This is a genomic window from Luteimonas sp. A482, assembly GCF_054072655.1.
The window spans coordinates 1-15,669 of the sequence record NZ_JBSVRO010000002.1; the positions used below are offsets into that span (position 1 = coordinate 1).

11 protein-coding genes are annotated in these 15,669 nt (G+C 67.3%); 9 read left to right on the plus strand and 2 right to left on the minus strand.

What is annotated here, in order from left to right:
- Positions 1–237 precede the first annotated feature (237 nt).
- Genes ACW5DW_RS08700 through ACW5DW_RS08710 form a run of 3 tightly spaced genes read left to right on the plus strand, consistent with a single transcriptional unit; the run spans position 238 to position 4,289 of the window.
- Positions 238–1,104, plus strand: a complete 867-nt coding sequence (locus tag ACW5DW_RS08700) for a p-hydroxycinnamoyl CoA hydratase/lyase (RefSeq protein WP_457018443.1) — start codon at positions 238–240, stop codon at positions 1,102–1,104.
- Between the two features lie 11 nt (positions 1,105–1,115).
- Complete coding sequence (locus ACW5DW_RS08705) at positions 1,116–2,558, plus strand: aldehyde dehydrogenase (RefSeq protein ID WP_457018849.1); 1,443 nt, start codon at positions 1,116–1,118, stop codon at positions 2,556–2,558.
- Between the two features lie 9 nt (positions 2,559–2,567).
- Positions 2,568–4,289: an acyl-CoA dehydrogenase family protein gene (locus ACW5DW_RS08710; RefSeq protein ID WP_457018444.1), complete on the plus strand. Its 1,722-nt coding sequence runs from the start codon at positions 2,568–2,570 to the stop codon at positions 4,287–4,289.
- Between the two features lie 10 nt (positions 4,290–4,299).
- Here the strand turns inward: ACW5DW_RS08710 and ACW5DW_RS08715 are convergent, their stop codons facing one another.
- Positions 4,300–4,998 (minus strand): TetR/AcrR family transcriptional regulator, encoded by a 699-nt coding sequence (locus tag ACW5DW_RS08715; RefSeq protein WP_457018445.1) that lies wholly within the window; start codon positions 4,996–4,998, stop codon positions 4,300–4,302.
- An 87-nt stretch (positions 4,999–5,085) separates the two neighbouring features.
- Positions 5,086–5,277, minus strand: a complete 192-nt coding sequence (locus ACW5DW_RS08720; RefSeq protein ID WP_457018446.1) for a hypothetical protein — start codon at positions 5,275–5,277, stop codon at positions 5,086–5,088.
- Between the two features lie 293 nt (positions 5,278–5,570).
- On the opposite strand from ACW5DW_RS08720, the gene ACW5DW_RS08725 reads away from it, so the two are divergent.
- From ACW5DW_RS08725 to ACW5DW_RS08750, 6 genes are all read left to right on the plus strand, one after another.
- Positions 5,571–8,477, plus strand: a complete 2,907-nt coding sequence (locus tag ACW5DW_RS08725; protein ID WP_457018447.1) for a TonB-dependent receptor domain-containing protein — start codon at positions 5,571–5,573, stop codon at positions 8,475–8,477.
- A 148-nt stretch (positions 8,478–8,625) separates the two neighbouring features.
- On the plus strand, positions 8,626–9,372 hold the full coding sequence (locus tag ACW5DW_RS08730) for a nuclear transport factor 2 family protein (RefSeq protein ID WP_457018448.1): 747 nt from the start codon (positions 8,626–8,628) through the stop codon (positions 9,370–9,372).
- A complete protein-coding gene (locus ACW5DW_RS08735) occupies positions 9,372–10,271 on the plus strand; it encodes a hypothetical protein (RefSeq protein WP_457018449.1) in 900 nt (299 codons plus the stop codon). The genes ACW5DW_RS08730 and ACW5DW_RS08735 overlap by 1 nt, the downstream gene beginning before the upstream one ends.
- A gap of 23 nt (positions 10,272–10,294) precedes the next feature.
- The gene (locus ACW5DW_RS08740) at positions 10,295–11,029 is read left to right on the plus strand and encodes a nuclear transport factor 2 family protein (RefSeq protein ID WP_457018450.1); all 735 of its coding nucleotides are present in this window, start codon (positions 10,295–10,297) and stop codon (positions 11,027–11,029) included.
- Positions 11,030–11,780: 751 nt separating this feature from the next.
- Entirely contained in the window at positions 11,781–14,435 is a 2,655-nt protein-coding gene (locus ACW5DW_RS08745; RefSeq protein WP_457018451.1) for a TonB-dependent receptor domain-containing protein, read from the plus strand.
- A gap of 146 nt (positions 14,436–14,581) precedes the next feature.
- The gene (locus ACW5DW_RS08750) at positions 14,582–15,559 is read left to right on the plus strand and encodes an MBL fold metallo-hydrolase (RefSeq protein WP_457018452.1); all 978 of its coding nucleotides are present in this window, start codon (positions 14,582–14,584) and stop codon (positions 15,557–15,559) included.
- The last annotated feature ends 110 nt before the right edge of the window (positions 15,560–15,669 follow it).

Sequence of the window (15,669 nt, forward strand, 5' to 3'; positions counted from 1 at the left end):
CGCCGCCCGCCGCCCGCCGCCCCGCCGCCCCGCCGCCCGCCGCCCCGCCGCCCGCCGCCCGCCGCCCCGCCGCCCCGCCGCCCCGCCGCCCCGCCGCCCCGCCGCCCCGCCGCCCTGTGTCGTGGGTCCCGTGCCCGGCAGAGGGCTTTACGTGGCCACGATTGTTGTTATAGTTCATAACAACAATGATCGGGCGGACGGATGTGTCCGGCGACGTGGACGTAGCAGGAGAGGTAGATGGCTGACTATCAGGGGCGCTGGAGCTGCGTCGAGGTGCAGGTGGAAGATGGCGTTGCATGGGTGACGCTGAACCGTCCGTCCAAGCGCAACGCGATGAGCCCGACGCTGAACCGGGAAATGCTCGAGGTGCTCGATGCGGTCGAGCTGGACCGCGATGCGCAGGTGCTGGTGCTCACCGGCGCGGGCGAATCGTGGTCGGCGGGCATGGACCTGAAGGAATACTTCCGCGAGACCGACGGTCATGACGAGATCGCGCAGGAGCGGATCCGGCGCGAGTGCTCGGCCTGGCAGTGGCAGCGGCTGCGGTTCTACACCAAGGCCACGATCGCGGCGGTCAATGGCTGGTGCTTCGGCGGCGCGTTCTCGCCGCTGGTGGCGTGCGACCTGGCGATCGCGGCAGACGAGGCGGTGTTCGGGCTGTCGGAAATCAACTGGGGCATTCCGCCCGGGAACCTGGTGAGCAAGGCCGTGGCCGACACGATGGGCCACCGCCAGGCGCTGTACTACATCATGACCGGCAAGACCTTCACCGGCCAGGAAGCGGCGGCGATGGGCCTGGTGAATGCGTCGGTGCCGCGAGCGCGACTGCGCGAAGAGGTCAAGGCGCTGGCGGCCACGCTGCTGGAGAAGAATCCGGTGGTACTGCGTTTTGCCCGGCACGGATTCAAGCGCTGCCGCGAGCTGACCTGGGAGCAGAGCGAGGACTACCTGTACGCGAAGGTGGACCAGTCCAACCACCGCGACCCGGAGTGCGGTCGCGCCCAGGGCCTGAAGCAGTTCCTCGACGACAAGACCATCAAGCCGGGGCTGCAGACCTACCGGCGCGACGTGCCCGATCCGGCGGCGCCTGGCCAGGAGAAATAGACGTGCATGCGATGGAACTTCTGATCGGCGGTGCCCGTCGCGGCGCCGCCAAGGGCGCCACGTTCGAGCGCCTCGACCCCGTGACCGGCACGGTCGCGAGTCGCGCGCCGGCGGCCACCCTCGAGGACGCCACCGCCGCGGTGGACGCCGCCGCCGGTGCGTTCCCCGCCTGGTCGGCAACCTCGCCCGGCGAGCGTCGTGCGAAGCTGCTCAAGGCGGCCGACCTGATGGATGCGCGCGCGCCCGATTTCATCCGCGTCGGCGTGGCCGAAACCGGAGGCACCGCCGGCTGGTACGGCTTCAACGTGATGCTGGCGGCCAACATGCTGCGTGAAGCGGCGGCGATGACCACCCAGATCACCGGCGAACTCATTCCCTCCAATGTGCCCGGCAGCCTGGCCATGGCCGTGCGCCAGCCGGCCGGCGTGGTGCTGGGCATCGCGCCGTGGAACGCCCCGGTGATCCTCGCCACCCGTGCCATGGCGCTGCCGCTGGCCTGCGGCAATACCGTCGTGCTCAAGGCATCCGAGGCTTGCCCGGGCGTGCACGTCATGATCGGCGAAGTGTTGGTCGAGGCGGGGCTGGGCGAAGGCATCGTCAACGTCATCACCAACGCCCCGGCCGACGCGCCGGATCTGGTGGCCGCGCTGATCCGCGACCCGCGCGTGCGTCGGGTCAACTTCACCGGTTCCACCCGCGTGGGCCGCATCGTCGGCCGCCTGGCGGCGGAGTATCTGAAGCCGGCGGTACTGGAGCTGGGCGGCAAGGCGCCGTTCCTGGTACTCGACGATGCCGACCTGGAAGCGGCGCGCGACGGCGCGGTATTCGGCGCCTTCATGAACCAGGGCCAGATCTGCATGTCGACCGAACGTTTGGTCGTGGACAAAACCATCGCCGATCGCTTCGTGTCGATGGTCGCCGACAAGGCGTCCACGCTCAAGGCCGGCAACCCGGCCGAGAACAACACGCCGCTGGGCGCGCTGTTCTCGCCCGAGTCCGCCGCGCACTGCCGCGAGCTGATCGACGACGCGGTCTCGAAGGGTGCGCGCATCGCCTGCGGCGGCCAGATCGAAGGCACCATCATGCAGCCCACCGTGATCGACGGGGTGACGCGGGAGATGCGTCTGTATGGCGAGGAGTCGTTCGGCAACCTGGTATCGGTGATCCGCGTGGACGGCGAGGAGCAGGCCATCGCGGTGGCCAACGACACCGGCTACGGCCTGTCCGCGGCGGTGTTCAGCCGCGACGTGTCGCGCGCCTGGCGCGTGGCCGCGCGGATCGAGTCGGGCATCTGCCACATCAACGGCCCGACCGTGCATGACGAGGCGCAGATGCCCTTCGGCGGCGTCAAGGACAGTGGCTACGGCCGCTTTGGTGGCAAGGCCGGCATCGCCGAATTCACCGAGCTGCGCTGGATCACGATCCAGAACGAGCCGCGCCACTACCCGTTCTGAGTAGGCGCGATGGCCCTCGAGTGGCAACCCCCGCTGGATGACGCCGGCTTCCTGCTCGGCCCCTGGCTGCGGGCCGAGCAGGACTGGGTGCGCATGCCGCGCCTGGCCGGCATCGACCTGGACACCGCGCAGGCGGTGCTGGCCGAAGCCGGTCGCTTCTGCGCCGTTGTGCTGGCCCCGCTCAATGCCACCGGCGATGCCCAGGGCTGCCGCGTGGTGGACGACCAGGTGCGCACGCCCGACGGGTACGTCGCCGCGTACCGCCAGTTCGTCGACGACGGCTGGCCGGCGCTGGCGCGCGATCCCGAGTGGGGAGGGCAGGGCCTGCCCGGCCTGCTGGATCTGGCCTTCTCCGAGATGCAGGTGGGCGCCAACCACGCCTGGGCGATGTATCCGGGCCTGCTGGGCGGCGCGGTGGCCTGCCTGCAGGCGCATGCCACGCCGGAGCTGCAGGCGCGGTTCCTGCCACCGCTGGTGAGCGGCCAGTGGCTGGCCACCATGTGCCTGACCGAACCGCAGGCCGGCAGCGATCTGGCCCTGCTGCGCACGCGCGCCGAACCGGACGCTGACGACAGTGTGCGCATCAGCGGAGCGAAGCTGTTCATTTCCGGCGGTAGCCAGGACCTCACCGACAACATTGTCCACCTGGTGCTCGCGCGGCTGCCGGACGCGCCGGAGGGTACGCGCGGCATTTCACTGTTCCTGGTGCCGGACGTGCTGGAGGACGGCAGCCGCAACGGCGTGCACTGCGACGGCATCGAACACAAGATGGGGCTGCACGGCAGCGCCACCACCAGCCTGCGCTTCGAAGGCGCGTTGGGGTGGCGGGTGGGCGAGCCCCATCGTGGCCTGTCCGCGATGTTCGTGATGATGAATGCCGCACGCCTGCACGCGGCCATGCAGGGCGTGGCGCACGCCGCCCGCGCCAGCGCGCTGGCGCGGGACTACGCGCAGCAGCGCCGGCAGATGCGCGTGCAGCCGCGCGTGGACCCGGAGCAGCCGGCCGATCCGATCGCCGCCCACCCGCCGATCCGGCACCTGTTGCGCACGCTGCAGGGGTGGAGCGAGGGCATGCGCGCGGCCGCCTACTGGCTGGGGCATCAGATCGACCTGTCCGGGCACGCGCAGGACGAACAGACGCGCACCCATGCACGCATGCTGGTGGAGCTGCTCACGCCGGTGGCCAAGGCCCACTTCACCGAATGCGGCCACCTGCTGGCCAACCGCGCCCTGCAGGTGTTCGGTGGCTACGGCTACGTGCGCGAGTACGGCATCGAGCAGGTGGTGCGCGACAGCCGCATCGCATTGATCTACGAGGGCAGCAACGAAATCCAGGCGCTGGACTTGGTGCAGCGCAAGCTGCTGGCCGATGGCGGGGCGCGGCTGGCGGTGTTCACCGCCGTCTGCGCGGACATCGCCATGCGCGCCGAGGCCGCGGGCCTGGCGGGCCCGGCGCGGGTCCTGCGCAGGATGTGCCGGCGGCTGGATTCTGCGCTGCGGCGGCTGCGCGACGGCGCGGTCCTGGACCCGGAATTGCCGGCGCGCGTGGCCGATGCCTTCCTGCGCGCCACCGGACAGGTGCTGCTGGCCTACGTGTGCGTGCGCACCGCGCAGGTGGTGGCGGACAACCCCGCACCGCCGGCGCGGGCCCGCGGTGAACGCGCCACGTGGATGCTTGGCGAGCTGCGGCTGGAGTTCAACGCGCAGCTGGCGCGCGTGCGCGCCAGCTGACAGCGGCCGGTCAGGCGCCGTTGAGCGCGCCGGTTTCGGCCGCGCCATTCTCGAAGATTCGCACCGAGGCGCGTGTCGCCAGCGAGCGTGCCTGCGGCAGCGACACGCCGAGTGAGCGCAGCATCGCCTGGGCCATGTCGCGGCCGATCTGAGCCGGGGGCGTGGCCAGGCGCTCTTCCAGCACATGGCGCACCGTGATCACGGTCAACCCCATGATCACGAGGATCCCGCATTCCAGATCGATCCCGCGAAACCGGCCGGATGCCAGCCCGCGCGCCATTACCTCGCCCATGTTCCGATTGATCGGGGCCTGGGTCATGGTCGAACCGTCATTGAGCTTGTACAGCACGCGAGCTGCATCGCGCGAGCGGGTGGCGAACCGGGCGAACACGCACAGCGCCAGCGCCACGTGCAGCGCCGCATCATCCACGTCGGCAGTCACTGCGCTGATCTGCGCTTCGACCTTGCGGCGCACCTCCGCGCCGATCTCGCGCGCGAACGCGTCCTTGTCCTGGAAGTGGTTGTAGAAGCTGCCCTTGGCCACATCGGCAAGGTTCACGATCTCGTCGATGCTGACTGCGTCCACGTCACGCTGCGCGAACAGGGTGCGGCCGGCGCGCAACAGCGCGTCGCGTGTGCGGTCGCGGCGCCGGTCGGGGCGCCGGTCGGGGCGGCTCGCGGACGTGGCGGAAGTGGGGTTGGCGGACATGGGTCTCTCCCTGGCGACTTCCGAAAGGTAGCCAAAAACGGACGATCAGAGAATGGTTGACTGGTTCGAACAATTATGACCAAATGGTCATAAGGCGTCCGGCAGATAGATCCGGCAAGCCGAATCCATGGCCGATCCCGCCACCGCGGGCAAGGCCATCCGGACCATGCCGCGGCAGTCGACCGCAGGCATGGCACCCGCGAAACGGAAGAGCGGTAGCGAATGCACGACCTGCAGCACCAGGCGCACGTTCGGCAGGAAATCCGTCCAGGGGCTCACGTGGGCATGGCAGCGACGCTGCGCGTGAACGCGTGTGGTGGAGCCGGCTCGCCCGGCGTCGCGATCCTCTTGCGAAGCGACTTCCCCATGCCGGCACCCCGTGCCTGGGCAGCGCGTTGAGCACGCCACCGACAGCCCGAAAACAAGGCAATGAAAGGTTCGCGCGGGCGCCAGTCGCTCGCACTGAACAGTCCCGCAGCGCCACTCCGGCGGTCGGGGCATCGACACGTACAACTCATCGATTCGTCTCTTGGAGGGTTTGCCGCATGTCCTGTGCCAAGCTTAGTCGTTCCATGTTGTTCATCGCGATGACCGCGTGCCTGGCTGGCGCCGTGCATGCGCAGGAAGAGGGCGACGCATCCCCCAGCGAAGCACTCACCCTGGATTCGGTGGTGGTCACCGGCTCCAGCATCCGCGGCGTCGCTCCGGTGGGATCGGCCGCGCTCGGATTCAACCGCGAGCAGATCGAGTCCACCGGCCTGACCAACACCACCGACATCCTGCGCACGATCCCGCAGGTGATGAACTTCGGCGCGGACTCTTCGCTGCGTGGCGGTGGCGCGGTGCAGAACTCCACCCAGAACATCACCTACGGGCGCGGCATCAACCTGCGCGCGGTGGGAACCTCCTCGACGCTGGTGCTGCTGGACGGCAAGCGCCTTGCACCAGGCAGCGTCGCGGCGCAGCTGACCGACGTGTCCGCCATTCCGGAAGCCGCGCTTGGCCGGATCGAGGTGGTGGCCGACGGCGCCTCGGCGATCTACGGTTCCGATGCGGTCGCCGGCGTGGTCAACCTGATCCTGCGCAGACCCTTCGACGGCGCCGAAACAAGGATGGGATATGGTCTTGGCGACGATGCTTCGAGCTGGAACTTCAGCCAGCTCTTCGGCAAGACCTGGGGCGGCGGTGGCGGCTATGTCGCCTACCAGCGCCAGCAGACCGACCTGACCCTGTCGACCACGCGGCCGCACCTGTACGACGCCAACTTCACCCCATACGGACGCGCGGATGGGCGCAGCCTCTATGCGGTTCCGGGCAACATCCTGTTCTCCGCTGCGCAGGTTCCCGCCGGTGCGCCGACGCTCTACGCGCTGCCCCAGCATGTCGGCGGCGCGCTGGATCTCTCAGGCCTCTCCAGCGCCGATCCACACAGGCTCAACACCTGGGAAAACACGGCGATCATCCCGGACTCGGAGAATGATTCGTTCCTGTGGAACGTCAGGCACCTGTTCGAGAGCGGCGTGCAGCTGAGCTTTACCGGTTTGTACTCTGATCGCTCGTTCCGCGAACCCTACGCCTACGCCACCGCCACCCAGTCCACCCTGCTGGTGCCCGCCAGCAACCCATACAGCCCCTGCGCCACGACCAACTACGTCGCCAATCCGCTCGGCATCGATTGCGCCGACCAGGACATGCGCGTGTACTACCGCTCGATCGGCGATCTGGGCGTGGCCGAGCGATTCGGTTACGCCAAGCAATACTTCACCAATGTGGGTGCGGACATGCCGCTGGGCGAGGCCTGGATGATCAAGGGATCGGTCGGCTACTCCGGCGCCCGCGATCATCGCGGTCTGAGCAACCAGATCAACAACGCCGCCCTGGCGATGTCCGTGGGCAACTCGGTGAGCGGCACCACCGGTGCTGTCGTGGCACCAGGCACGCCCGGCAGCGTCTCGTTGCCCGCGGCCATCCCGGTGCTCAACCCGTTCTGCACCGGCTGCAACGACCCGGCGACGGCCGACTTCATCCGCGGCGCACAGTACATCGGCAGCCAGTACGACATGGTCGACGTGCAGGTGGGGGCCGATGGCCCGCTGTTCGAGATCGGCGGAGGCGAGGTGCGCATGGCCGCCGGCATCGCCTATCGCAGCGATCGTATGTCCGGCTACAACGACACCCAGACCGGCCTCGTCTACACCTCGCCGAGGAACATCTCGTTCCAGACCGCGGACTGGAGCGGAAGCCGCGACGTGAAGTCGGCCTACGCCGAGTTCTACGTGCCGCTGGTGGGCGAACACCAGGAGCTGGCCTGGGCGCGTTCGCTGGAACTGAGCATCGCCGGCCGCTACGACCGCTACTCCGATTTCGGCTCGACCACCAATCCCAAGGTGGGCCTGACCTGGAAGACCGGCGACAGCCTCACCCTGCGCTCGTCCTACGGCGAGTCCTTCCGCGCCCCCACCCTGGCCGACGCCTCGCCGATGGCGACGGCGAACGTGGCCGCGGGTCGTCCCGGCGGCGGCGTGCACAGCGCCGCGGAACTGGGCGTCACCTCGGTGCCGGCCGACCAGCAGCTGTACGTCATCGGCACGCAGGGCGGGCGGCTCGGGCTCCAGCCGGAGACGGCCAAGACCTGGACCGCGGGCTTCGATCTGCATCCGGCCGGCCTGCCCGGCTTCGAAGCTTCGGTGAGCTACTACAACATCGACTATCGCAACCGCATCGGCACCCCGTCCTCGGACATGGGATCGGTCGGCGCGATCACCCACGTCGAGCGCCTGTACGATCCCTTCCTGGCATTGAACCCGCTGTACTTCCCGGAGCGTGCCGCCAGCAACGGCAACTTCAACGGTTTCGACACCAGCAGCCAGGCCGGCTACGACGCCTACGTCTCTTCACTGATCAACGGATCGACTCCGGCGTTCACCGGGGCGATCGGCCCGGTCAACCAGGTGGCGGCGGTCAACGACGCACGCCGCTCCAACTCCGGCCGCCTGCTGACCGACGGTTTCGACATCAGCGTCTACCAGCGGCTGCAGAACGACTGGGGCAACTGGCTGCTCGGCCTGACGGCCAACTACGCGCTGAGCTGGGAAAACTCGCCGGTGGCCACGGGCGAGCTTCGCGACACGCTCAACGAGATCTACAGCCCGTTGCGCCTGAGCGGCCGCGTGCAGGTGGGACTGAGCCGCGATGCATGGTCGGCGCACCTGTTCTACAACTACCGCAACAGCTACACCAACACGCTCAACGTGCCGGTGGAATACCGCGATATCGATGCCTACAACACCTTCGACGCCAGCTTCAGCTACACCCCGGCGCTGGAGGGATTGCTGGGCGGCGCCACCCTGAACCTCAGCATGCAGAACCTGTTGGATGAGGATCCGCCGTTCGCGCTCAACAGCAACATCCTGTTCGACCCGCAGGTCGCCAGCGCCCTTGGTCGCTACGTGACCCTGCAGGTGAGCAAGAAGTGGTGACCGTCGTCCCGGGACGTGGCCGACCAGGCCGTCCCGGGTACCGCCACCGGTCCGGGAATCAGAGCTCCGGTGCGCACTCCCCGGCTCGGGGGCGGACACGACCGTGCGTCCCCGACCCCAACCGATCGAAGCCAAGCGAGGAAACACAGTGACAACGAAGACTACGCGTACCGTCGCAGCGGCCGTCGCACTCGTGCTCGCTGCGGGCGCGGCCACGGCATGGGCCGCCCAGCCGCGACGTGAGAGTGCCGCCGAGCGCAGCCAGCGCTGGTCCGAGCTGCAGCACCGCATCGAGCGCCTGGAAGCGGTCAAGGCGGTCGAACGCCTGCAGTACATCTCGGGCTACTACCAGGACCGCATGCTCTTCAAGGAGCTGCCGACGCTGTTCACCGACGACGGCAAGGTGCAGTGGATCCATGAGGTGTGGGAGGGCAAGGAGGCGATCAACCGCATGTGGGTCGACTACTTCGGCGCCACCTTCAGCAACGGCACCTTCGGCCCCGTGCCCGGTCGCCTGTTCGAACTGCCGCAGTGGCAGGAGATCGTCACCGTGTCGGAGGACAACCTCAGCGCCAGGTCGCGCTACCGGACCCTGGCCAAGATGGCGTACTACCGCGAGAAGGAGCTGTGGATCGCCGGCGTGTTCGAGAACGAATACGTGAAGGAGGACGGCGTGTGGAAGATCAGCAGCATGAAGTTCTGCAGCCCCTGGTCGGCCGGCTATACCGAAGGCTGGCAGGACGTCAGGTGGAGCGCGAACCCGGAGTGGATGCCCGCCAAGCCGGCCGGCATCGCGCCTTCGCGCCAGGCCTCCGCGGCGGAGGAGTGCAAGGACCGCTATCCCGACGTGGGGACCGAGGACTTCCACTTCCAACATCCGGTGGGAGGATCGTGATGCGCAGCCACCACAACCACAACCACAACGCCGCCCGGGGCGGAACCAGCCGCATTTCCACGCCGGCACTTCGCGCCACGGTCCTGGCGATCGCGGCGGTGCTGGCCTGCACCGCCGCCCACGCGCAGGAGATGACCTACGAGCAGGCGCTCAACCGCATCGGCAAGGTCAACGTGGAGGACGAGATCGTCCGCTTCCACCACGTCTACGGTTTCCAGCAGGACCATCTGCTGAAGTCGGCGCAGTCCGAACTGGCCCATCCCGACGGTACGTTCCTCTACAAGTACGGCGCATGGAAGGGGCTGGACGGCGCGCAACGGCTCTGGGTCGGCCACTGGGGCGCGTTCACCGGCTATGCCGACTGGCCGGTCCAGGGCGCTTTCATCGACCACAAGATGGCGCAGCCGGTGCTGACCGTGTCTGACGACCTCAACCACGTCAAGGCCTACATCCGCACGTCCGCCGACCGCTTCTTCTCGCACCGGCCCCGCAGCATTCCGTTCTCGAGCCTGAGCAAGGAAGGATCGGATCATTCGATCTGGTACGACATCGAGTACACCAGGCACGAAGGCTTGTGGAAGATGAGCCATTTCCAGGTGTGCATCGTCGCCGAAGGCGCCATCGCCACCGGCATGGCCAACCTGCCCAAGGCCGGTGTGCTTGGTGCGCCGGAGGACATGCCAGAAGACTGGTGGAAGAGTCAGGAGCGCCTGGTCGAGGACTACGCCTCGACCGTCGAGCCGCGTCCGGAAAACTGGCGTGGTCCCGACTACGCGTTCGAGCCTGACGACTTCGGCTGCTACTTCGCCAAGAACCAGGTGATGATCCATTCCGTCCTGCTTCCGTTCAACTTCCCCAACCCGGTGACGGGCGAGGAAGTGCTCTGGAAAAACTATTGAACCCGACCGGGAGGCACTGTTCCATGGGTATCAAGACCATCTGCACGGTCGCGGCAATCGTCCTGGCTTCGGCCGCTGCCACGGCCACCGCATCCGTACCGACCACCGGACAACTGGACAAGCTCGAGCACGAGGTCGTGCGGGCCGAGGACGTGGCGGCCATCAAGCGCCTGACCTACGCCTTCGGCTACTACCGCGACAAGTTCCTTGATGACCAGACGCTGCGCGTGTTCACCGATGATGCCGAGTACCACATCTTCAACGGCCGCTACCGGGGCAGGGATTCCATCGGGCGGCTGCTTGCCAGCGCACGCTACCGGCCCGAAGGCGCGCCGCCCCGGGTGCAGGGCCCGCAGCATGGCGTGCTCAACGACCGCATCCTGCTCCAGCACACGATCACCGTGGCCGATGACGGCCAGTCGGCGAAGATCCGTTTCAAGGACTGGACCCAGCAGGCGGTGCACGGCGTCAACCAGACCTACTCGCTGGGCGCCTATGAAGGCCAGCTGGTGAAGGTCGACGGGCAGTGGCTGTACCGGCGCCTGGTCGAGTGCACGCGCTACAGCGTGCCCTACCTGACCAGCTACCTGGACATGCCCCTGCCCGAACCGGGCCCGGTGCCGGAGTTCTACCCCGGCGATCCGGACGGCCCGGACTGGTACACCAACGAAGGCTGTCACCAGTTCCCCAACTACGGCCTCAGCCCGAAGCCGCACTTCGTGCACCCGGTCACCGGCGAGCCGTACCACAAGCCCTGACCAGGGCGTGCCACCCCCGCGCCGCGTCCGGCGCGGGGAGCGGGCGGCAAGCAGTCCGCCCGAATCCGGGCGATTGCCCGGCATACGCCCGGGCGGTGATCGGTGGGCGCTTGAGACCGCGTCGCGGCCAGCGCATTTCTCGGACAGCGCCGACTCTGCGTTTCGATGTGAGCCCGCTGTCCCATCAGGTACGACGGGGTGGCGAAGCCGCGCCGGGTCGCCTTGCGCGCTTTCGCGGCGCACAGGCCGCCAGACACGAACAGCCCAACATGAACAGCCCGACGTCCGCGTCGAGGCGGCGACATCTTCCTGTCGTTCGCGCCGCCGTTTTCATGTCCGCGCCGTGTGCCGGCCCCCCTCCGATGTCGCAGAACAGCCGCGCTGGCCGCCCACTTGATGGTGCGATGCAGCTTGCGAATCGGAATTCTTGTATGCAAGTATTCATGTGCATCGGGACACATGCAGCGCATGAAGGATTGGACCCCGGCCAGGGCCGGAACCTCAAGTTCGGGATGAATCCGCCCCCGCGGTCTCCGGGCGGAGCGGGCAGCCGGCCGCACGCGGCAGCCCCGCGCACTGCATGGGACGACGGGAAGCTGCACGCCAAGGGACGGGGACAAATCGCCAACACGCCTGACGCCATGGGTACGAAGCCGATCTTCGGGCAGGCAACCAGAAACAAGAGATTCAAAACAACCTATTGGGAGGACTTCGACCTATGCGCACGGCCTGCGACATCAGAACGAATACATTGTCGATATCGATCGGCAGATGCCTGCTGCTTGGCGTGATTGCGGCAGCTGCATCGAGCGCGGCCTACGCCCAGGAGCAGGGCGCCGGAGATGACCCGGTTTCGCTGGACACGGTGTCCGTGACCGGTTCGAGGATCCGCGGTGCCGAAACCGTCGGGTCCCACGTCATCGGTTTTGACCGGGAACAGATCGAGATGTCCTCGTCGGTGACGACCACGGACATCCTGCGTGAGATCCCGCAGGTCATCAATCTGGGCACGGACGAATCGCACAAGGGCAGCCAGAACGCGCAGCTCAACAGCACCAATGCCAGCGGGATCAACCTGCGCGGCATCGGCGGAAGCACGACGCTGCCGCTGATCAACGGGCGCCGCGTGGTGCCCAGCGGCACGCAGGGCCAGTACATGGACCCGTCGATCATCCCCACGCTTGCGTTGGAGCGCATCGAGGTCCTGGCCGACGGCGCGTCGGCGCTGTATGGGTCGGACGCCATCGCCGGCGTGGTCAACCTCATCACACGCGAGCAGTTCGAGGGGCACGAGACCCGGATCCGCTATGGCGCGGGCGACGGCCTGGACCGCTTCCAGTTCGGGCACGTGTCCGGCTTTTCCTGGGATTCGGGAAATGTGATGGTCGCGTTCGAGCACACGGAGCGCAGCGAGCTGGAAGCGTCCGACCGGTCGTTCTACCGCCAGGACCTGACCCCCTTCGGCGGAATGGACTACCGCGCCAACCAGTGCAACCCGGGAACGCTCGTGGTTGGCGGGCAAACCTATGCGTTGCCGCCGGGCAACGGCGTCGGCATCGATCCTGCGTCCCTCGTCGCCGGCACCGGCACCGGCACCGGCAACCTGTGCGATTCGCTCGAATCCGCCTGGCTGCTTCCGCGGCAGGAACGCCACAGCATCTACATCAAGGCCTCGCAGGACCTGGGCGAGCGGCTCAGGCTCAGGGTCGAGAACCTGTACTCGAAGCGTGAGTTCAAGCAGGTCTCGGGCGGAAGGACCGCCTCGATCGCGCTCCGCAACACCAACCCCTACTTCATCAGCCCGGTCCCCGGCGCGAGCTCGGTCAGCGTCAACTACATGATGCCGGCCGAGGAGTTCGGGCTCGCGCAGTCCCAGGGACAGGCGCGCGTGCGGCAGTGGACCGTCGGCCTCGATGCACAGCTCTGGGGCGACTGGAACGGCGCGTTCAACTACGTCTACGGCAACTCGCTGGACGTCAACGACGCGCGCAACATCGTCAACGCCGCCAATCTCGCGGTCGCGACATCCACAACCGACCCATCGCTTGCGCTCAATCCGTTCGGGTCTGGCGCCAACAGCCCGCAGTCGGTGTATGACTTCCTGCGTGGCAGTACCTACCAGCCGCCCTCTTCGACGATGCGCATGTTCGAGGCCCAGGCCGACGGAAGCCTGTTCGAAATGTGGGGCGGCAATGCACGGATCGCCGTGGGCGTCGAGCACAGGGAGGACGAGCTGTACACGGCGACGCTGACCTTCCGGCCGGGTAGCCCCGAGGAGCTGCGCGAGGCGACCGTCGGGCGCGACGTGAGCAGCGCCTACGCGGAGGCCTATCTGCCATTCGTGGGCGCGCAGAACGAGCGCGCGGGTATCCACCGCCTCGACCTGTCGCTGGCCATGCGCTACGACCGTTACAGCGACTTCGGATCCACCACGAACCCGAAGGTCGGCATCACCTACGCGCCGACCAGGGCGGTCGCCCTGCGGGCCACCTACGGTGAATCGTTCCGCGCGCCGAGCCTGTCGGAGCTGGATGCGTCCAACAACGTGCTCTACCAGCGCACCCGGATCGATCCCACCGCGCCTTCCGGCCAGTCGCTGGGCGTCATCCTCGCCGGTGGAAACCCCGGTCTCGGTCCGGAAATGGCGAAGACCTGGACGGCCGGCATCGACTGGAAACCCGAATCCATTCCGGGCCTTTTCCTCAACGCAACCTACTGGTCGGTGGACTACTCGGGGCAGGTGGTCGATCTGTTCACGGTGAACGACGTCCTGATCCGGGAGCCGGTGTACGCGGACCACATCATCCGCAACCCGACGCTTGACCAGGTCAACAGCCTGATGGCTGCCTACCGGTTGTCGGGAGCAATCAACCCGGCGACCACGGAGTTCATCCTCGACGCGAGAAGGCAGAACCTGGCCATCACCCGGGCGAGCGGCATCGATCTGTCGGCCGGCCACGTGTTCGAACTCGGCCGCGGCAACCTGCGCCTGAATGCGAACGCCACCTACTACAACGAGTATGAAACGCTGGTCGCTGCTGGCGCGGATGCGACCGACGTACTCAATACGATCAACTACCCCGTCGACCTGTCCTTCCGCGGCAACATCGGCTGGTTCGACCAGAACTGGAACACGCGGCTGTCGTTCACCCACATCGGCGGCTATCGCAATACCACTTCCAGCCGCCAGGACAAGGTTGGCTCGTGGAGTACCGCTGACTTCTACCTCGGCTACCAGTTCGATTACGGAAAGGGTTGGGTCACCGATGGGCTGACCCTCAGCCTGGACGTGCAGAACCTGCTCGACCGCTCGCCCAACTTCGTCGACACGCCCGGTGGCTACGACGGCGAGAAGGCAAGTGCGCTGGGGCGGATCTTCACGATCGGCGTGGCGAAGAACTGGTAGTCGCTTCGCCGCGCCTTGCAAGGCTGGTGGTGCACGGCAGCCAGGTCGACCGCTTCAACGCAGTCGCCTGGTTGCCGTGTTTTGTTTCGGGGCGCGCGTTCCCGGATCCGCGCGAATGGGGAAACAGTCGTGAAGAGGAGAGGGTGATGGCCTGGTTGGATGCAATCGATTGGCGCCGTGCGGTCCTGGGTTGCGGTGCGATGGTGCTGCTTGCCTCCGCTGCGCTCCACGCACGGGCGGAGGACAATCCCCATCGCGCCATCGCGATGCGGATCGCCGGGAACGAGTTCGCCGAGTCGGCGATGAAGTTCTGTTACCGGCGCAAGTACACCCCGCCGCCGAGCCCGGTGGAATACGCCGACTCGCGGATATTCGACAATCTGGTTTTCCTCGGTTTCGGGACCAACCCGAACAAGTGGAACGCGTGGGCGCTGCTGACCAGCGACGGGATCGTCATCTTCGATCCGCTGGCGAGCGACGATGAAGCCGAGCGGTACATCGTCCGGGGCCTCAGGTCACAGGGCCTGGATCCCCTGCAGATTAGGAAGATCGTCATCATGCATGGCCACGCCGACCACTATGGCGGTGCTCCGTATCTCCAGGAACTCTCGGGCGCGGACATCTACATGTCGAAGCTCGACTACCAGCACATGCAGGAACTGGTCGTGCCGCCCGAGCTCGCCGCGGCGCGGAAGCCGGAGCGGGTGCTGTTCCTGGACGATGGGCAGACCCTGAGCCTGGGAGACACCACCATCAGCTTCCACCTGACCCCGGGCCATACGCCAGGCACCCTGTCGGCCACCTTCCCGCTCAGGGATGGGGAAGCGGAGCATGTCGCCTTCTATCGCGGCGGATCCGGTGCGATGGGGGGGCTGGCGCGGATGGAGGAATTCCTGCAGTCCACGCTGAAGATGCGCACGATCGGGCTCGATGCGCGTGCGGACGTGTTCCTCAGCAACCATCCGGCCAATGATCTGACCAGTGTGCGGCTGCCCCGGCTTGCGACAAGGCGCAGCGATGCGCCGCACCCGTTCGTGATCGGTGTGCAGGGCGTTGACCGGGTGTTGGCCGTGGCCCAGGAATGCCTGATCGCATCGATCGAAGACGCGATGAAGGAACAGTAGCCGGCGGTTGGCGGAGACCGCGCTGCCGTGGCGGCGCGGCGAGGATGGCAGGCGGCTGCCGGCGCATGATCGAGCGGCGCCGGCGCACCTGGCTCCGGAGAGTCGCCGTG

Bases quoted from the DNA above. Each gene is read 5' to 3' on its own strand.
- ACW5DW_RS08700 (WP_457018443.1), top strand. From the start codon at position 238: ATGGCTGACTATCAGGGGCGCTGGAGCTGCGTCGAGGTGCAGGTGGAA.
- ACW5DW_RS08715 (WP_457018445.1), bottom strand. From the start codon at position 4,998: ATGTCCGCCAACCCCACTTCCGCCACGTCCGCGAGCCGCCCCGACCGG.
- ACW5DW_RS08705 (WP_457018849.1), top strand. From the start codon at position 1,116: ATGGAACTTCTGATCGGCGGTGCCCGTCGCGGCGCCGCCAAGGGCGCC.
- ACW5DW_RS08750 (WP_457018452.1), top strand. From the start codon at position 14,582: ATGGCCTGGTTGGATGCAATCGATTGGCGCCGTGCGGTCCTGGGTTGC.
- ACW5DW_RS08735 (WP_457018449.1), top strand. From the start codon at position 9,372: ATGCGCAGCCACCACAACCACAACCACAACGCCGCCCGGGGCGGAACC.
- ACW5DW_RS08725 (WP_457018447.1), top strand. From the start codon at position 5,571: ATGTTGTTCATCGCGATGACCGCGTGCCTGGCTGGCGCCGTGCATGCG.
- ACW5DW_RS08710 (WP_457018444.1), top strand. From the start codon at position 2,568: ATGGCCCTCGAGTGGCAACCCCCGCTGGATGACGCCGGCTTCCTGCTC.
- ACW5DW_RS08740 (WP_457018450.1), top strand. From the start codon at position 10,295: ATGGGTATCAAGACCATCTGCACGGTCGCGGCAATCGTCCTGGCTTCG.